This is a genomic window from Gilliamella sp. B3464 (genome assembly GCF_026536145.1).
Classification (GTDB): domain Bacteria; phylum Pseudomonadota; class Gammaproteobacteria; order Enterobacterales; family Orbaceae; genus Gilliamella.
In genome coordinates this window covers 1-18,991 of record NZ_JAFNOQ010000015.1, presented here as the reverse complement: position 1 = coordinate 18,991, position 18,991 = coordinate 1, and the positions used below count along the sequence as shown (strand labels likewise).

Genomic DNA, 18,991 nt, shown 5'->3' with positions numbered 1-18,991 from the left:
TTACGCTTATTACTGTTTTTTATTGATTTTGTGAGGGCAGCAATCACAACTATTACAGTTGTGCTTCAATAAAACTTTTCAATTGGGCTTTAGATAACGCGCCAACTTGTGTTGAAACAACTTCACCATTTTTGAAAATGAGTAATGTAGGAATGCCACGAATACCAAACTTAGGTGCTATATTAGGATTTTCTTCAACATTTAGTTTAGCAATAACGATACGATCACTATATTCTTGAGCTATTTCTTCTAAAATAGGCGCAACCATTTTACAAGGACCACACCATTCAGCCCAAAAATCAACTAGTACGGGTTTAGTTGCTTCGTTAATGGTTTTCTCAAAACTTGCTTCAGTTAACGCAACAATATTATGACTCATTTTATTATCTCCAATAATAATATAATTTTTATGGTTTTAAATGTTAAAATATTTTCAAAGCACGCGCTAGTAATTATTATAATAGGAGATAATTATTAGTGATGTCAGTATGACTAATATGTTATAATTAAAAAACTTTGATAATTAACTTTGAAACCATAATGATTCAATCCTATCTCACCAAAACGACTTTTAGTCAGTTTCCTTTACATCCATTAGTACTAAAAGCCCTTGATCAAAATGACTTTACTTATTGTACGCCAATTCAAGAAAAGACGTTACCGTTAACCACAAAAGGAATTGATATTGCTGGGCAGGGACAAACAGGGACAGGAAAAACCATCGCGTTTTTAGCCTCAACGTTTAATTATTTATTGAATCATCAACCATTACCTGATCATCAAACCAACCAACCTCGAGCAATCATTATCGCGCCAACTCGCGAACTCGTTGTGCAAATCTATCATGATGCTCAAGTATTATCAGAACAAACAGGTCTAAAACTAGGTTTAGCATTTGGTGGTGATGGTTATGATAAACAATTAAAAATGTTATCAGCTGGCGTCGATATTCTCATCGCAACGACAGGTCGTTTGATCGATTATGCTAAACAAAATTATATAAATCTTGAGTCAATACAAGTTGTTGTTTTAGATGAAGCTGACCGTATGTTTGACTTAGGATTTATTCGGGATGTTCGTTGGATTTTTAGACACATGACGCCACCACAAAAACGATTAACTATGCTATTTTCTGCAACACTGACGCATAATGTCCGTGAATTAGCATTTGAGCATATGAATAATCCACAATATGTTGAAGTGGAACCAGAACAAAAAATTGGTCATCGTATAAAAGAAGAACTATTTTTCCCATCGAATGAAGATAAATTAGCGCTGTTACAAACACTAATAGAAGAAGAGTGGCCAGATCGCTGTATTGTGTTTGCCAATACCAAAGTTGCGTGTGAAAAAATATGGCGCCATTTAGTTGCAGATGGCCATCGAGTTGGATTATTAACTGGTGATATTGCACAAAAGAAACGTTTATCGATTCTTGAACAATTTACGCAAGGCGATTTAGATATTTTAGTGGCAACAGATGTGGCTGCGCGAGGTTTACATATTCCTCATGTAACACATGTTTTTAATTACGACTTACCCGATGACTGTGATGATTACAGACATAGAATCGGGCGTACTGGTCGTGCTGGTGCAGAAGGTTATTCTATTTCACTTGCTTGTGAACGTTACTCACAAAATTTACCCGCTATCGAAAAAGCGATTGATCATGCTATTCCTGTTAGCCAATACGATCCAACAGCACTATTAACGAATTTACCTACACCAAAGCCATTTAAACGAACATCACGTCGTAGAACGTCTTCATAACAATATTTACAAAAAAACAGTTATCCTAACATGAATTGATTTCAGGATAACTGTTATTTTCATGGTTGACTGATAATCATAATAATAGATAAAAGTTTACAACTTAATTATCCGATATATTGTCTAAAAAATCTTGATATGCAACTTCAATATCAGTTTTTGTCGATTTAGATAATACTTCTACATGGCAATAATTTAATGCACTATACAAAACAAATAGAACATTGTCCGAAATAGTCGATTTTATACTCTTAATTCGGTAAAAAGCCTCCAGATAACCAACTTTATTAAATATTTCTATATTGGTTATACCAACGCTAAATAATAGTTTTTCCAAAGATAAGTTGATATTAGGTAAAGTCTTAATTTGCTGATTTTTTAATTGAATTTTCTCACTATGTTCTAAAATAGCATATTCAATGACCATTTTGACCATAGCGTGAAGCTTATTAGGATGTTTTAACAATTCATCACTCACTTTATAATAATCAAGTGATTTTCTAGACATTGCGGTTGGTAGTGTTAATGTGGGCATATCCAAATCAATAAAAACTGAACGATAGTGATCATGCCCCCTTAAATATAGCTCACCTTTACCAATCCATCCAAACATGACTCCTTTGCTATTGATACTAAATCCACCAAAAAATGTTTTGATTGAAATATCCTCAAAGCAAGAAAAATCTTCTAGTATTTTATTTGCAAATGTTGAACTCATAATTTATTTCCATTTAAAATTAATTGACTGAATAACATAAACAACTTACTGCTCAAATAAAATTATAGTAATTTTTCTAATACTCAAACTATTTTTCAAATAAATTCATCATTTTGGGATCAGTCTTCCATAAATAAAGATAAATAAGATTATTGCTTGATAAAATATATAATTATATTGTTAGATTTACTCAATACCTTTAATAAAGGTTAAGTATTCACCAATCTTAATAATTCTTTAAAAAAGAAAAGGGGGATTAACATTGTTATTATTCTTTAAAAATTATACAATCAAGGCAACTTAACTTAATAATTTTTATTTTTTGTCAACTCCAACCAACATGATCAAAAGCGTTATTACAGTAATACTAATAGTTTGTTCTTTTGTCGCATCAGCCGATAAATTACCATTAATAGAGTCATTATCTCTCTGTAATACCAATTTTTTCAAAGCTATATATGATAATAAAGATGAGTTACTAAAAGTAACAAATGTCAATGTAATCAATAATAATCAGGCCTTTATTCCCGTTGAAAATCGCAGTGACACTAATAAAAATTATGTTTATTTTCAAACCCCTATCCACTATAACAATCTAACAATTAAAGGTTATTATGATAGTGCGATGGATTTAGGCAAAATAGGAAAATATTATTTTTGGGGTTTTATTATTGATAACGATATAAATCAAATAAAAGAGACATTAAATTTTATCAATTGGAAAGATATGGAAGATGACTTACTGTACATCGCCAATCCAATGATTCGTAACATTAATGATGATGTTCATGTATGGAAAGAAAACACCGGTACTGTAGTTGGTGTAAAAACAATTCCAGCACCGGATACAACAGAAAAATTACTCTTAATTGAAAAAGGCACAAATATGAATCTGCTTATTTGTTCTATGCAGGGCATTGTGACTAATGAATTACTCAAACAAGAGCGACCTGATATCAAATAATCTCAATTAAATTGCAGAATCATCCATCTCACCAGTACGAATACGGATAACTTGTTCTACATTATAGACAAAAATTTTACCGTCACCAATTTTGCCTGTTTGCGCTGTTTTCATAATGGTTTCAATGCACATTTCTAAAATATCATCTGATACAACCAGTTCGATTTTTACTTTGGGTAAAAAGTCCACCATGTATTCAGCGCCACGATAAAGCTCAGTATGGCCTTTTTGACGACCAAAGCCTTTAACCTCAGTCACGGTCATCCCCGTAATACCTTGATCAGCTAGTGCCTCACGAATATCATCTAGTTTAAATGGTTTGATGATAGCTTCTATTTTTTTCATATCTATTTGCCCTTAATTGCCGATGGCCAATTGTTAAATCCAAAAGCAGAAGTAATTGGATAGCGTCTGCCTTTTCCAAAGTTGCGCGTTGTAATTTTAGGACCGACAGCTGCTTGACGTCTTTTATATTCATTTATATCAACCAGTTTAATTACCTGTCTTATGGTTTGCTCTTCATACCCTTGTGACTTAAGTTGTAAAACGGTAAGATCTTGCTCAACATAACCTTTTAATATGCCATCCAAAATTTCATATGGCGGTAAACTGTCTTCATCTTTCTGATCGGGTGCAAGCTCCGCTGAAGGTGGACGAGTAATAACTCTGTCAGGAATAACATAAGAACGTGTATTGCGGAATTGAGATAATGCAAACACCATCGTTTTAGGCACATCTTTAAGTACGTCAAACCCACCTGCCATATCACCATAAAGCGTTGCATAACCAACCGACATTTCACTTTTATTGCCAGTAGTTAAAACCAGTCTTCGACGTTTGTTAGAAAGTGCCATTAAAATAACACCTCGACAACGTGCTTGCAGATTTTCTTCGGTAGTATCTTTTTGTGTTCCTGCAAATAAGGGAGTTAATGAAGACATAAATGCATCAAACATGGGTTCAATCGAGATAATATCAAATTCAACACCTAATATTTCAGCCTCTTCTTTAGCATCAGCAATACTAATATCGGCCGTATATCGAAATGGCATCATGACGGCTTGTACTTTATCTTTACCGAGTGCATCAACGGCAATAGCAAGCGTCAAAGCAGAATCGATCCCACCAGATAGTCCCAATACCGCCCCTTGAAAACCATTTTTAGTAATATAATCACGGGTTGCCAAAACTAATGCATCATATACCGATGCTAATTGAGATTGTTCTGTTATCTCAACTTGTTGAGATGGGTAATTAGAAGAAAACGCAAAAAAGGCGACTTGCTCTTGAAAGGATTTCAATTGGCAAATGATATCGCCATACTCATTACAGACAAAAGAATCACCGTCAAATATCAGCTCATCTTGCCCCCCTACCTGATTAACATAAATAATCGGTAATTGAGTACGAGTAGCATGTGCTTTAATTAAATCTTGTCGTTGCTTTTGTTTTTGGTAATCATAAGGTGAAGCGTTGATAGTGATAACAAAATCGGCTTGTGCTTGTTTGATATCATCAATAGGTTGATTTTGCCAAAGATCTTCACAAATTAATAAGCCTATTTTTTGACCTTTAAATTGCACTACACAAGTTTGTGTTCCAGCAGTAAAGTAACGTTTTTCATCAAATACATCATAATTAGGAAGCAACTGTTTATGATAACTTGATAACAATTTTCCTTCGGCAAAAAACGAAAGTGAGTTATAAATTTTATCACCTTGCCAATCAGGATGACCAACAATCACAGCACATTTTGTGCTAGCTTGTTGGATATTTGATAGAGCTTTTTGGCAACGTTGTTTAAAATCTGAACGAAAGATAAGATCTTCAGGTGGATAACCACATAACGCTAATTCTGAAAAGATAATAAGATCACAAGATACATGGCTATTGATTAATTCAATAATTTTTTGAGCATTGCCTTCTATATCGCCTACGCGCCAATTTTTTTGAGCTAAAACAAGAGATATTGACATATTAAATTTAATATTACTAAACAAAATTGGCGATAAGTTTAAATGATTCTAAGTTGCACTGCTACTTTTTTATCGCTAACATGCAACAATAAATTAGCTTTGACTTGTCTGGGTATTATTATGCAAAAAATTTTAAATGTGGCGCTAGCAAAACGTAGTTATCCTATTACTATTGGCGAAAATCTTTTAACTCAATTTAAACATTTCAAACTCCAGCCAGGTCAACGTGTATTAATCGCAACCAATGACACCATTGCTCCACTATATTTACAAACTTTAATTCATATGCTTGAAGACAACGGTATAAAAACTGATTCTGTCATTTTGCCTGATGGTGAACAATATAAAACCATGGAAACATGGAATAAAATTCTTACCGCTTTGCTTGCCAATAATCATACGCGCAATTCCAGACTAATTGCATTAGGTGGTGGTGTTATTGGTGATGTCGCTGGATTTGCGGCATCAGCGTATCAACGAGGAATTAAATTTATACAGGTGCCCACAACTTTACTTTCGCAAGTGGACTCGTCTGTTGGTGGTAAAACCGCCATTAATCACCCTCTTGGTAAAAATATGATTGGCGCATTTTATCAACCTCAATCAGTGGTTATCGATCTCAATTGTTTAAAAACGTTACCACAGCGTGAATTATCAGCAGGTCTGGCCGAAGTCATAAAATATGGCATTATTATGGATGCTGATTTTTTTAATTGGTTAGAATTGCACATTGACCAGTTACTTAAATTAGATGTCGAAGCACTCAGTTATTGCATTTATCGCTGCTGCGAACTCAAAGCACAGGTAGTTGCGGCCGACGAAACTGAACAAGATATGCGTGCAATTTTAAATCTGGGTCATACTTATGGTCATGCCATCGAAGCAGAATTAGGTTATGGTAATTGGTTACATGGTGAGGCTGTCAGTGTTGGTATGTTGATGGCTGCTCAAACAGCTAAACTGTTGGGTAAATTTACAACCGCTGATATTGATCGTATTAAAACACTGCTTATTAGAGCAAAACTTCCAGTTACCCGGCCATCTCAAATGACAAGTGATGCTTATATTCCTCACATGTTACGCGATAAAAAAGTTTTATCAGGCAAACTCAGGCTGGTTATTCCGAAACAAATTGGACAAGTTGAAGTGCTTGATGGCATTGATAAAAACATCGTCCTTGAGTCGATAGAACGAACATAATAATGTATATAATAGTGAATTATTAGATTGGTAGTTAAGTATACAAAATAAGGAGCACAGAAATCTGGCTCCTTTAGCTTAAATGCGAACTTATTATTAATTGTTCGATTGTCTTTGTTTAGTAAATTTATAAATCATGTTTAACACTAAGCCAACAAAGGCTACAGCGATCGCAATATAAAATGCGTAAGTATAACTGCCATTATTATTGATAAGGATATCCGCCGTTAATTTTGGTGCAAAAAATGCCGCTGAAGAATAACCCACAAAAATAATACCATAGTTAACACCTTGGTGAATCGGTCCATAATTTTCCATAACCATTGGTGGGAACACGCCCATCACACCACCAAAGCATAAACCAAGCGCGATAATTCCTATTGCAAATCCGGCTTGTGTTGGAATAAATAAAAATGCCATAAAAGCCAAAATAATTACCGAAAAGATAATATCTAATGTTCGATTACGACCAAGTTTATCCGATACCGTTCCCCAAACAACTCGCCCAGCACAATTACTTAATGAATATAAACTGACATAAAATGCTGCTGCCACAGAAGATAGCCCAAACATGTTTTGCCCAATACTCGATGCATTCGAAGCTATCATCAACCCAGAAAATGCACCAGTACCTAACATAAAAAATATGAGGTAAAAATATGGCGTTTGTAGCATTTGTTGCCAATTTTTGTTAACAATAGGCGCATTTTGTTGGCTGTGTGCTTGAGTCCAACCTTGCGGTTGATAATTAGCGGGTGCTACCTTTATAAAGAAACTGGCAACAATAACCACAGCTATATAGGTACAACCTAGAATTTGGAAAGCATATAGCACATCAAAACGCTCAATCAAATGGTTACCGATTGGTGCTGATATAATTGCGGCGCCCCCCATACCTGCTGTAATGATACCTGAAGCAAGACCTTTTTTATCAGGAAATAATTTAATGGTATTACTTAAACAGCCCGAATAAGCAAGCCCTTGACCAAAGCCACTTAATAAGCCATAAGTCACATAAAGCATTAGTGGACTGGTCACATAACCCGTCAGAAAAAAGCCTAGTCCAAACAGCAAACCACCTAAAACACTAGACCATTTAGCTAATCCTCTATCCGTTAAAAAGCCACCTAAAATCATAGGAATTGGGCCAACAGCTGAATTAATAGCAAACGCTGTCATCACCTCTGACATACTCCAATTTTTAGCGGCACTTAAAGGACCGGCAAAAACACTAAAAGCATAAATCGCACCAGTACAAAGCAAGATTGATGTTGATGCTATCAGTACAAGCCATCGATTGAGATTTCTAGTTTGTTGTTCCATGTCCAGACTCCATTCTTGACTTGATATCTTTCAAAGCAGTTTTTCCCGCAATTCGTCCAAAGGTAAAAATATCGGTTAGTGAATTACCACCCAATCTATTACCCGCATGGATACCCCCTGCTACTTCTCCTGCCGCATATAAGCCAGAAATTTTTTGTCCTGATTTATCCAAAACATGGGTTTGTGTATCGATTTTTAGTCCACCCATTGTATGATGCACCGCTGGTTTTCTTGGTGTTGCATAAAATGGAGCGACTTCTACTTTCAAATCAAATACATCTTTACCAAATTCAGGATCATACCCAGCATCAGCATACGCATTATAGTTGGCAATCGTTTGTTTAAAAATATCAGCATCCATTCCCAGTTTTTCGGCCAATTCTTCTAAAGTGTCTGCACAAAATAGCGTACCAGCCGCAATTTGCTTATCAATTTTTTCTTGTGATGTGTTGTAAGCCGTCTTTTTGATTTCTTCATCAGCTATTAAATAAAATAATCCACCATTATCAATAGCGGCTTGTGTAAGTTTGTCTCGGCTGCCATATTCATTAACAAAACGTTTTCCTTGCTTGTTAACCATAATGAAATTTTGTGGTGGAACTTGTAACCCACTAAATAATGCCCCAGTCTCTGGGTCAGAAACAGGCATCATTTGTGAAAAGCCCATACCAACCAGATCCGCACCAACACTTTGTCCTAACAAAATACCATCACCAGTGATTGCCGGAGAATTAGAGGTTTTAATATTGTCATCAATTTCAGTCCAATAAGTGTTATACTCTTTGAGCATTTTGGTATTAGCACCAAAACCACCCGATGCCAAAATGACAGCATCGGCTTTAACGGTAACTTTTTTACCATTTAAACCTTGTCCAATTACCCCAGACACATGCCCATCTTCAACAATTAACGATTTAACAGCCGTATCGGTTATGATAATTCCTCCCTTATCTTCTACATATTTTTGCAATGCAGAAACATAAGCATAACCTTCACTTTTTAACGGTTTATGACCTCGACGCCATAAAGCCCCTACTGGCATAGTGACATCATGTTTATCAAATTCAACACCAATATTTTCAAGCCATTTAACCGATTCTAGCGCCTCATCAGTCAAGATTTTAACCAGATCATATTGTCCATAAATTACATTTCCTAATTGGTCGGTACGCTTACCGCCAAGATAGGTTTGAATACGATGAAGTAGTGCCGAATCAAATAGGTAACCGGTTTTGCCTTTATTTTCTGATAAATAATCATTAATTTGCTGTTTTAAGCTTCTAAAATCTTGCAAATATTCAGGATCAATCACGGACTCATCAATTGCTACTATTTCAGATAAAGTATGGCTTTCGCCCGCGATAGCATCGAAAGTATTTTGCCATTTAGGATTGGCGGCATTCATTGGACCACCAGTACGGACAGTATTCCCACCAACGGCTGGAAATTTTTCAAGAACGACAACGCGCTTGCCTTCTTGTAAAATACTTGCCGCGGCTGATAATCCTGCACCACCAGCACCAACCACAACGACATCTGTTACATATTGCGCATCACTATTATCAAGCGCGCTTGGTGCTTTTGGTCTTTTCCTTAATACATCAGGATTAGCACCTGCCATTTTAATGGCTTTTGCCACACCATCAATAACACCATTACTTGTAACCGATGCACCAGAAATCAAATCGACATTCAGTGTCTGACCTTCAAGGATTTGAGATGGAATACGTTTAAACACAACGTCAGCAATACCTTCTGACTCGCCTTCGGTATCAATATCAATCGATTCAATGCGGTCAGTTGATAAAGTAACAACCATAGGTAAATCGCCATTATGACCCGGTGCTGTTACACAATATTTACCTGGTTCATACGAGATTTCTTCCGGCACATTAAGTAAATTGACAACTTGAGTAAATCGCAAAAAACGTAAAAAACAGCTTTCTAAAAAATCGACTGTTCGTTCTGATTTAAGATTACCTTGCTCATCAAAAGCTTGATGGGCTCGACCCAGTAAAAATTCAGAGCCCGGCATAACTGTTGCATTAACCCCTGGCGCATCAAGGATTTGACGTAAATGTAATTGTGCTCGAGAAGAGCCTTGTACATCATAAGATGCACCAACAATCATAACCGGTTTACCATCAAACGGATGCAAATTAAATGACAACCATTCAATGATACTTTTTAAGGCCGATGGAATTGAGTGATTATGCTCTGGCGTGGCAAGAATAACACCATCTGCTTGAATAATTTTATTATTAAAATTCTGAATGATAGGACTATTAGATTGGTCATCTGACTCATTAAACATTGGAACATCGGTCAACTCTAATATTTCAATTTCGGCTTTATGACTAAAATGTTTTTGCATAAATTGCAATAACATGCGGTTATAAGATTCTTGAGCATTTGTTCCTACTATACCAATAAATTTCATAACGATGCTCCTTCTTCTGCGGCCTGTTTCCAACTAAATTTTTTATTTTGATCTGTATTAATTTTTGCTGTTTTGAGTAATTGATTAGTAATGGACACAAATAATAAAAATTCATCAAAGCATTCATCTAACTCTTTGACTTTATCAGCATAAACAAGATTACCTTGATCATCAAAAGCCTGTAACGACTGCCCTAATAAAAACTCCGAGCTTGGCATAATTCGTGCTTTTAATTCTGGTGCATCCAAAATTTGGCGTAAATGAGCCTGAGCCCTTGATGACCCCAACATACCATGTGAAGCACCGACAATCATTACACATTTATTAATCAGTGGGCGGGTAGTATAAGACAACCACTCAATAACACTTTTCAACGCAGCGGTAATGGAATGATCATATTCGGGAGTAGCAATAATCACACCATCTGCGGCTAGTATTTTATCCGATAGCTCTTTTACTGCTGCTGGCGGAGTTTTATCCTTAGGTTCATTAAATGCTGGTAATGATTTAATTTCACAGACCTCAATTTCTGCTTTTTCGGCAAAATGCGTTCGCATAAAATGCAGTAATTTTCTATTAGTAGAACGATCAGAATTCGTTCCGACTATAGCAACAAATTTCACTTTAAAACCTCACTTAGTACCTTGCGGCACAATTTTGTTAATATTTAATTTTCGTAATACAAATTCTTTAGCTAATCACACAAAATGGTAAAATAAATTCTTGTTCTATTAATTATGTTAATTATTGTGCAATATGATTTGTTATCTAGTGTAAAATAGAAAAAAATATTTGTGAAATAGCTGATTAATTATGGGGTTATAACTAATTTGTTATAATCTTAAAAAGGATGAAAACAAGCGGAATGGCTAAAATTAATTCACTAATAATGCTGCAATATATTGATGTTTTAGTTAAGCATGGTAATTATACCAAAGCAGCACAAAACCTTTATATCTCGCAATCTTACCTAACACAAACCATAAAAAAAATTGAAAATGAACTAGGTATTGAAATCATCAATCGACAAACCGTCCCATTACAGTTAACCGAAGCGGGAAAAATTTATTATGAATATCTCACGTCGTTAGTCAACAAACAGGAACAGTTTAGAAAAAAAATCCAAAAATATACTGATACTAACTACACAGCAATTCAAATCGGTGTATTGCCAAGCTTAGGAACCTACTTATTACCTCTAGTTCTACCTGCTTTTATGCAAAAATATCCCAATATTAAAATCGAATTACATGAATATATGCCCAAAAACAGTGAAGAAAAAACCATTAACCAAACTCTCGATTTTTTTATTGGGCAAAATCCTGAAACAATATCCCCAAATTTAATTAGTCATAAATGTGGTAAACATCATTATTATGCACTTATACCAGAAAGTTCTAAACTTTATCGAAAAAAAACAAGTAATATTGAATGTAATCATTCTTTTATAAAAAAATTATTGCAAGAAAAACTTATTCTAACGTCTCACGGTTCAGGTATACGACAACAAATTGAATACCTCATTGCAAAATATAAGATTAAACCCGATATCGTACTTGAAAGCAGTAACATTTTTACTCTTGTCGAATTAGCAAAAAAAGGAATGGGGGTGACGTTTATTCCGGAAAGTGTCAATATCTGCGGAAAAACTGGCGATTTAGCATATAATTTGATCCCCCTACCATTAGAATTCATCTCGTTAAGTTATTTCATTGCATATTCAGCAAATAAAATGCTTAGCGTAGCTGAAAAAGAATTCGTCAACCTTTTCGTCTCTTCCTTTAATCAATAATACAAAGATGAAAACCAAACGAGTGTTAACGCGGTAACATCATATAAATACCTAGATCAATAGACCATTAGAACTAGCATATTCATGATTTTTGGTGATAACTATCCCTTCGATATGGTCAATTTTATTTATTTGCTTAATTACCTGTTGAGCAGAATAACCATATAATTGTGTAGTCCATATTTCGCCATCTATAGCATGCTCAGTCACAATAGTAATACTTTCAATATCGGTTTCAACTGGATAACCTGTTTGACTATCAAAAATATGATGATAGGTTTTACCATTATAGTTAAATGTTCTTTCATAGATACCAGAAGTCACCACTGATTGATTTTGAATCTTCAAAACAGTAATCACATTGCCTCTGGTTAAGAAGGGATTTTGAATGCCTACTCGCCAATATCCATCATCATGAAAAGGACACGCCCCAAATGTTAATACATTTCCACCTAAATCAATATACGCTGCGTGAGCATTTTGTTGTTTAAAAAATTCAATAACTTTATCAGCAAAATAACCTTTGGCTAACGCACCTAAATCGATTGCCATTCCAGAATGCTTTAACAACACAGATGAATTATCTTCATCTAAAAGAATATCATTAGGGTTAATGAGTGTTAAAAGTTGATTGATTTCTGAAACAGAAGGATATCTAGCATCACTAAAGCCAACCCGCCACGCTTGAATAAGTGGTCCTATTGCAATATTTAAAAAACTATTTTTTGCTAAACTCTGAGTTTTGCCTATTTTTATTAATCTAAAAAGATCAGATTGCAGTTTTACGGGTTTAATACCCGCATTAAGATTAACCTGCATTAATTGAGAATCTAAGCGATTAGCACTAAAGCGCTGTTCGTAGTCGATTAACATTTTTTGAGCTTGATTCAATAAGTGTTCAACCTCATCATGTTCTAGCCATATTTGAATCTTCGTGCCCATCAAATTAAGCAAGCGCTTACCTTGGTTCATTTTGCTTTGTTCCTAAAATTAATATCTTAATACCTTACAATGATAAAATAGGAAAATCTAGCCATCACCAAAGACTTGTTAATAATAAATCATTTCAAACATATAAAGTGTAAATATTTCATTACAATAAAGTGTAAAATAGCTTTTCTGGTATAGAAAAAATCAAAAAAATATCGATTATACCAACATTAAATTATTATCTTTGTAAAATTCACAAAATATCATTTACTATAATGTAATTTTGTGTTTACATATTAACCGTTAATTGTAATATTTTTTTTACAAAAAAGTTTAAATGATTTTAACTAGGAAAATACAATGTTAAAAGACACACTGAATAATGTTCGAATTCGAGATGAACACATGCTCATTACACCTGATGAAATAAAAAAACTTTATCCATTATCAAGTGAGTTAGAAAAACAAATTAGTTTATCTAGACAAACAGTCGTTGATATTTTAGAACGCCGCGATCACCGGCTACTTGTTGTTTGTGGCCCTTGCTCAATTCATGATACCGATGCTGCAATTGAGTATGCGCATCGATTAAAAAAACTTTCAGATGAAGTAAAAGATAATCTATTTATTGTGATGCGTGTTTATTTTGAAAAACCAAGAACCACCGTTGGTTGGAAAGGCATGATCAACGATCCACATATGGATAGTTCATTTGATATTGAATATGGTCTAAAAAAAGCACGAAAATTATTACTGGATATCGCGCAAATTGGCTTGCCAATGGCAACAGAAGCTTTAGATCCTAACACTCCACAGTATATCGGTGACTTAATTAGTTGGTCTGCTATCGGTGCAAGAACCACTGAATCACAAACACATCGAGAAATGGCTTCTGGATTATCGATGCCAGTTGGTTTTAAAAATGGAACAGATGGCAGTTTAGATGTTGCAATCAATGCGATGAAATCAGCGTCTATGGCACATCGTTTTGTTGGTATCAATCAACAAGGGCAAGTTACTGTCCTACAGACAATGGGTAATCCACACGGGCATGTTATTTTACGTGGTGGAAAAACGCCAAACTATGATGCTCAAAACGTATCATTATGTGAAATTCAAATGAAAAAAGCCGGTTTAGTACCAAATTTAATGATTGATTGTAGCCACGCTAATTCCAATAAAGATTATCGTAATCAACCAATTGTAGCTAATTCAATTATTGAGCAAATTGAGAACGGTAATAATTCAATTATTGGGGTTATGATTGAAAGTAACTTATTTGAAGGTAATCAATCGTCAGAACAACCAAAAGAAAACTTTAAATATGGTGTATCGGTTACTGATGCTTGTATTAACTGGGACAGCACTGATGAGTTATTACGAAAAATGAATAGCTTGTTAGCTGAGCCTTTATTAAAAAGACAACAACAACCAATAACCGCTTAATTGGTTGAAAACACATTATCGCCGACTTTTATCGGCGATAATTTTTATGTTAACCTAATTGCCGACGAGCGTTACGGAATATCCGCATCCATGGGCTATCTTCCCCCCAATTATTAGGGTGCCATGAATTACTTACCGTTCTAAATACCCGCTCTGGATGCGGCATCATAATTGTTGCGCGTCCATCTTTAGATGTCACAGCAGTAATACCATTAGGTGAACCATTTGGATTAGCCGGATATTGCTGGGTAACTTGACCAAAGTGGTCAATATAACGCACAGCAACAAGTTTGGCTGCCTCTAAATGAGTTAGATGATTTTCGTCATTAACTTCAACCTGTCCTTCCCCATGTGAAACTGCAATTGGCATATGACAACCCGCCATATCAGTAAAGAATAAAGAAGGGCTTTGCTGAATCTGCACTAAACTAAAGCGCGCTTCAAAGCGTTCTGATAAATTTCGCACAAAACGTGGCCATAATTCAGCACCTGGAATCAGATCTTTCAAATTAGACATCATTTGACAACCATTACAGACACCAAGAGATAGCGTATCGTTACGATTAAAAAACTGTTCAAACTCATGACGAACACGTTCATTAAAAAGCACTGATTTAGCCCAGCCTTCACCGGCCCCTAACACATCACCATATGAGAAGCCACCACAAGCAACAACGGCTTTAAATTGATCTAAACTGGTGTCACCAGCAAGTAAATCGGTCATATGCACATCGATTGCAGCAAAACCAGCCCGATCAAAGGCGGCAGCCATCTCAACATGTGAATTTACACCTTGTTCACGTAAAATAGCGACTTTAGGTTTTATACCTTTGGCTATAAATGGGGCTGCTATATCTTGCTGTGGATCGAATGTTAATAACACATTTAGACCCGGATCGTTTTCATTTTGTTTTGCCTGATGTTCTTGATCGGCACATAGCGGATTATCACGTAAGCGTTGCATCTGCCAAGTGGTTTCTGCCCACCACGTTCTTAACGTTAAACGTGACTCACTAAAAACAACTGCTGATTGATTTCGAATAATAAACTGCTGCCCAACTTTAGCACTACCAAGCACTTGCACGCAGTGAGATAAATTAAACTGCTTAAAGCACGCCATTACCTGATCTAAGTGACTATTTGCAATTTGAATAACAGCACCTAATTCCTCATTAAACAGCGCGGCAATCACATCATGACCTAGCATCGAAATATCAACATCTATACCACAATGTCCAGCAAAAGCCATCTCAGCTAAGGTAACCACTAAGCCGCCATCTGAACGATCATGATAGGCAAGCAATAAATGTTGATTCACTAGCATTTGCATAGCTTGATAAAAACCAGCCAACGCTTTAGCATCATGAACATCTGCCGTTTTTTGACCTAAATGGCGATAGACTTGAGCAAGGGCTGTCGCACCAAGAGCCTGATGACCTTTTGATAAATCGATAAATAATAATGTATTATCTTGATCTACACAAAGTTGAGGTGTAACAGTTTTGCGAACATCTTCAACCCGAGCAAAGGCCGAAATCACCAATGATAACGGCGAAGTTACCGATCTTTGTTCACCATCTTGCTGCCAAGTGGTTTTCATTGACATGGAATCTTTTCCAACAGGAATAGCAAGTCCCAAAGCCGGGCATAACTCTTCACCAATAGCTTTCACTGCTTGATAAAGTCCGGCATCTTCGCCTGGGTGACCAGCAGCGGCCATCCAGTTAGCCGAAAGTTTAATTCGTTTGATATCACCAATATTCGTTGCTGCAATATTGGTAATCGCTTCACCAACAGCTAACCTTGCTGAAGCGGCAAAGTTGAGTAATGCAACTGGCGCACGTTCACCAATTGACATTGCTTCACCATAATAACTATCTAAACTCGCTGTGGTAACAGCACAATCAGCCACCGGTACTTGCCATGGACCGACCATCTGATCACGTGCCACCATACCCGTGACAGTTCGATCACCAATAGTAATTAAAAATGTTTTTTCAGCAACTGTTGGTAAATGTAACACACGTTTTACCGCATCATATAAATTAATGTCAGAGGTTGAAAAATTATCACCATGAGCTTGATAGGTTTTTACATCGCGTAACATTTTCGGTGTTTTACCTAAAAGAACATCTAAAGGTAGATCAATAGGATTATTGTTAAAGTGATTATCATGCAAAACCAACGCTTTATTTAACGTTGCACTACCAATTACAGCATAAGGCGCACGTTCTCGCTGACACAATTTATCAAAAAGCATCAAACTTTCGGGGCGAATAGCTAGCACATAACGTTCTTGTGATTCATTACACCAAATTTCTAACGGTGACATGCCAGGCTCATCGTTTAAGATATTTCTCAATTCAAATTGACCACCACAACCACCATCATTAACAAGCTCCGGCATGGCATTAGATAACCCACCCGCCCCAACATCATGAATAAATAAAATAGGGTTGTCATCGCCTAATTGCCAACAGCGATCTATCACTTCCTGACAACGACGCTCCATTTCAGGGTTATCACGTTGTACTGAAGCAAAATCCAGATCAGCATCAGATTGACCGGATGTCATTGAGGATGCGGCTCCGCCACCTAATCCGATATTCATAGCAGGTCCACCTAAAACAATCAATTTAGAACCTACCGGAAATTCACCTTTTTGAATATGATCACGACGAATATTCCCTATTCCACCCGCAAGCATAATGGGTTTATGGTAACCTCTAACCTCTTCACCATTGTAACTATTTACCTTTTCTTCATAAGTACGAAAATAGCCCAATAAAGCAGGACGACCAAATTCGTTATTAAAAGCAGCCCCACCTAAAGGTCCGTCAATCATAATATCAAGCGCACTCACGATACGATCAGGCTTACCAAAATCATATTCCCAAGGTTGAACAAAATCTGGTATACGTAAATTTGATACTGAAAAACCAACTAATCCTGCTTTTGGTTTGGCGCCGCGCCCTGTCGCACCCTCATCTCGAATTTCACCGCCACTACCGGTTGCCGCTCCAGGCCAAGGTGATATTGCTGTTGGGTGATTATGCGTTTCAACTTTCATCAAAATATCTGCATATTCTTGAGAATAGCTATAGGTTTTATTTTCGTTATCAGCAAAAAAACGTCCAACCATAGAGCCATCCATCACCGCTGCATTATCTTTATAAGCCGAGGAGACATAATCAGGTGTGCTTTCAAACGTATTTTTGATCATTTTAAATAGCGATTTAGGCTGCTTTTTGCCATCTATAACCCAATCAGCATTAAAAATTTTATGTCGACAATGTTCAGAATTCGCTTGTGCAAACATATAAAGTTCAATATCGGTCGGATTACGATTTAACTTTTTAAAATTTTCGATTAAATATTCAATTTCATCCGATGCTAATGCTAAACCCAATTTAAGATTGGCTTGCTCTAAAGCTTGTCGCCCCTGCCCTAACAAATCAATGGTAACAACTGGTGCGGGTTGTTCAATTTTAAATAGTTGATCAGCTTGATCAAAACTCGTTAATACCGATTCCATCATCCGATCATGTATTAATGCTGCAAACTCATTTTTTTGGATGTCGGTTAACGCCGAACTCACTTGCACATAATAAGCAATACCTCGCTCAATGCGATGGATGTGCGATAAACCACAATTATGTGCAATATCAGTTGCTTTTGATGACCATGGCGAAATCGTACCGGCTCGAGGTGTAACTAAAAAGAGTAATTTACTGTCTTTATTTTGAATATCGATTTGGGCATTTTTAGAACCATATTGCAACAAACTTTCGAGCGTAGATTGTTGATCCGCTGTTAAATCACCAAACAAGTCAATAAAGTGAATGTATTGCGCTTCTAAGTTAATAACAGGAATCGATGTTTCACGGCAAGTTGATAAGATTTTACTAATACGAAATGCAGATAGAGCAGAACAACCAGCTAAGATTTTCATGTAAATTACTCTTTTTAAGCCAAAAATAAGTAAAAATAGAGCAATATTATAAAAGAAAGTAACCCAAGTGGCTATCTTAAATAGCGTATAAAATTTTTTTTGTTGGTAAAACCTACTAGCCTTTCATCATAAAAAACACGAAATAAAATTCAATTATTCAACTAGTTCAAACTAAAAACAATTTTACTAAATGGCAATATCTGTTATGCTCTTGATGAAAAAAACAACAAACAATAATTTATAAAACGTTAGTACGTTGATTAACTTGAAATAAAAGGATACTACTATGCCTAAGGCGCTCAGCAACCTAATTAGCACATTAGGTGAAAAAGCTGTCATTAACAACATGTTATCAGATGTTAGCCATAATCGTTACACATTAACAATTGAAGCACTAGGCTCAGCAATATCGGTATTAGAGGTAAGCAGTGATGAAGCCCTTAACCAGCCCTGGCATTATCGCATTTCCTTTACAAGTTC

At 35.9% G+C, this 18,991-nt stretch carries 15 protein-coding genes; 6 read left to right on the top strand and 9 right to left on the bottom strand.

Going from position 1 to position 18,991, the window contains the following annotated elements; translation table 11 throughout:
* Window positions 1-52: 52 nt before the first annotated feature.
* Window positions 53-379, bottom strand: a complete 327-nt coding sequence (trxA, locus tag J3U57_RS12105) for a thioredoxin TrxA (RefSeq protein ID WP_267333842.1) — start codon at window positions 377-379, stop codon at window positions 53-55.
* Window positions 380-540: 161 nt separating this feature from the next.
* Here trxA and rhlB point away from each other — a divergent pair, with 161 nt between their 5' ends.
* Window positions 541-1,770, top strand: coding sequence for an ATP-dependent RNA helicase RhlB (gene rhlB, locus J3U57_RS12100; protein WP_267344886.1), 1,230 nt, complete (start codon window positions 541-543; stop codon window positions 1,768-1,770).
* A 103-nt stretch (window positions 1,771-1,873) separates the two neighbouring features.
* Here rhlB and J3U57_RS12095 read toward each other — a convergent pair whose 3' ends face one another.
* On the bottom strand, window positions 1,874-2,488 hold the full coding sequence (locus J3U57_RS12095) for a TfoX/Sxy family protein (protein ID WP_267344888.1): 615 nt from the start codon (window positions 2,486-2,488) through the stop codon (window positions 1,874-1,876).
* A 340-nt stretch (window positions 2,489-2,828) separates the two neighbouring features.
* Here J3U57_RS12095 and J3U57_RS12090 point away from each other — a divergent pair, with 340 nt between their 5' ends.
* Entirely contained in the window at window positions 2,829-3,452 is a 624-nt protein-coding gene (locus tag J3U57_RS12090; protein WP_267333845.1) for a hypothetical protein, read from the top strand.
* A 6-nt stretch (window positions 3,453-3,458) separates the two neighbouring features.
* Here J3U57_RS12090 and glnB read toward each other — a convergent pair whose 3' ends face one another.
* Complete coding sequence (gene glnB / locus J3U57_RS12085; protein WP_025314493.1) at window positions 3,459-3,797, bottom strand: nitrogen regulatory protein P-II; 339 nt, start codon at window positions 3,795-3,797, stop codon at window positions 3,459-3,461.
* A gap of 2 nt (window positions 3,798-3,799) precedes the next feature.
* Entirely contained in the window at window positions 3,800-5,428 is a 1,629-nt protein-coding gene (locus J3U57_RS12080) for an NAD+ synthase (RefSeq protein ID WP_267344891.1), read from the bottom strand.
* Window positions 5,429-5,548: 120 nt separating this feature from the next.
* Here J3U57_RS12080 and aroB point away from each other — a divergent pair, with 120 nt between their 5' ends.
* The gene (gene aroB / locus J3U57_RS12075) at window positions 5,549-6,628 is read left to right on the top strand and encodes a 3-dehydroquinate synthase (RefSeq protein ID WP_267344893.1); all 1,080 of its coding nucleotides are present in this window, start codon (window positions 5,549-5,551) and stop codon (window positions 6,626-6,628) included.
* Window positions 6,629-6,724: 96 nt separating this feature from the next.
* Here the strand turns inward: aroB and J3U57_RS12070 are convergent, their stop codons facing one another.
* Genes J3U57_RS12070 through J3U57_RS12060 form a run of 3 tightly spaced genes read right to left on the bottom strand, consistent with a single transcriptional unit; the run spans window position 6,725 to window position 11,014 of the window.
* Window positions 6,725-7,951 carry an OFA family MFS transporter gene (locus J3U57_RS12070; RefSeq protein WP_267333849.1) on the bottom strand — a complete coding sequence of 409 codons (1,227 nt, stop codon included), beginning with the start codon at window positions 7,949-7,951 and terminating at the stop codon, window positions 6,725-6,727.
* Window positions 7,935-10,391, bottom strand: a complete 2,457-nt coding sequence (locus J3U57_RS12065; protein ID WP_267344895.1) for a flavocytochrome c — start codon at window positions 10,389-10,391, stop codon at window positions 7,935-7,937. The genes J3U57_RS12070 and J3U57_RS12065 overlap by 17 nt, the downstream gene beginning before the upstream one ends.
* Window positions 10,388-11,014 (bottom strand): NADPH-dependent FMN reductase, encoded by a 627-nt coding sequence (locus J3U57_RS12060; protein ID WP_065798237.1) that lies wholly within the window; start codon window positions 11,012-11,014, stop codon window positions 10,388-10,390. Before J3U57_RS12060 ends, J3U57_RS12065 begins: the two co-directional genes overlap by 4 nt.
* Window positions 11,015-11,256: 242 nt before the next feature.
* On the opposite strand from J3U57_RS12060, the gene J3U57_RS12055 reads away from it, so the two are divergent.
* Complete coding sequence (locus tag J3U57_RS12055; protein ID WP_267333851.1) at window positions 11,257-12,183, top strand: LysR family transcriptional regulator; 927 nt, start codon at window positions 11,257-11,259, stop codon at window positions 12,181-12,183.
* Between the two features lie 51 nt (window positions 12,184-12,234).
* On the opposite strand, the gene J3U57_RS12050 is transcribed toward J3U57_RS12055, so the two are convergent.
* Window positions 12,235-13,155, bottom strand: coding sequence for an FAD:protein FMN transferase (locus J3U57_RS12050; protein ID WP_267333852.1), 921 nt, complete (start codon window positions 13,153-13,155; stop codon window positions 12,235-12,237).
* 318 nt (window positions 13,156-13,473) lie between these two features.
* On the opposite strand from J3U57_RS12050, the gene J3U57_RS12045 reads away from it, so the two are divergent.
* Entirely contained in the window at window positions 13,474-14,559 is a 1,086-nt protein-coding gene (locus J3U57_RS12045) for a 3-deoxy-7-phosphoheptulonate synthase (RefSeq protein WP_267333853.1), read from the top strand.
* Window positions 14,560-14,608: 49 nt separating this feature from the next.
* On the opposite strand, the gene purL is transcribed toward J3U57_RS12045, so the two are convergent.
* Window positions 14,609-18,511, bottom strand: a complete 3,903-nt coding sequence (gene purL / locus J3U57_RS12040) for a phosphoribosylformylglycinamidine synthase (RefSeq protein WP_267344897.1) — start codon at window positions 18,509-18,511, stop codon at window positions 14,609-14,611.
* Window positions 18,512-18,797: 286 nt separating this feature from the next.
* On the opposite strand from purL, the gene J3U57_RS12035 reads away from it, so the two are divergent.
* On the top strand, window positions 18,798-18,991 hold a 194-nt coding region (locus J3U57_RS12035; RefSeq protein WP_267344899.1), incomplete at its 3' end, for a hypothetical protein.

Coding starts and splice junctions, on each gene's coding strand:
- trxA (WP_267333842.1), bottom strand. CDS start 379: ATGAGTCATAATATTGTTGCGTTAACTGAAGCAAGTTTTGAGAAAACC.
- rhlB (WP_267344886.1), top strand. CDS start 541: ATGATTCAATCCTATCTCACCAAAACGACTTTTAGTCAGTTTCCTTTA.
- J3U57_RS12095 (WP_267344888.1), bottom strand. CDS start 2,488: ATGAGTTCAACATTTGCAAATAAAATACTAGAAGATTTTTCTTGCTTT.
- J3U57_RS12090 (WP_267333845.1), top strand. CDS start 2,829: ATGATCAAAAGCGTTATTACAGTAATACTAATAGTTTGTTCTTTTGTC.
- glnB (WP_025314493.1), bottom strand. CDS start 3,797: ATGAAAAAAATAGAAGCTATCATCAAACCATTTAAACTAGATGATATT.
- J3U57_RS12080 (WP_267344891.1), bottom strand. CDS start 5,428: ATGTCAATATCTCTTGTTTTAGCTCAAAAAAATTGGCGCGTAGGCGAT.
- aroB (WP_267344893.1), top strand. CDS start 5,549: ATGCAAAAAATTTTAAATGTGGCGCTAGCAAAACGTAGTTATCCTATT.
- J3U57_RS12070 (WP_267333849.1), bottom strand. CDS start 7,951: ATGGAACAACAAACTAGAAATCTCAATCGATGGCTTGTACTGATAGCA.
- J3U57_RS12065 (WP_267344895.1), bottom strand. CDS start 10,391: ATGAAATTTATTGGTATAGTAGGAACAAATGCTCAAGAATCTTATAAC.
- J3U57_RS12055 (WP_267333851.1), top strand. CDS start 11,257: ATGGCTAAAATTAATTCACTAATAATGCTGCAATATATTGATGTTTTA.
- J3U57_RS12050 (WP_267333852.1), bottom strand. CDS start 13,155: ATGAACCAAGGTAAGCGCTTGCTTAATTTGATGGGCACGAAGATTCAA.
- J3U57_RS12045 (WP_267333853.1), top strand. CDS start 13,474: ATGTTAAAAGACACACTGAATAATGTTCGAATTCGAGATGAACACATG.
- purL (WP_267344897.1), bottom strand. CDS start 18,511: ATGAAAATCTTAGCTGGTTGTTCTGCTCTATCTGCATTTCGTATTAGT.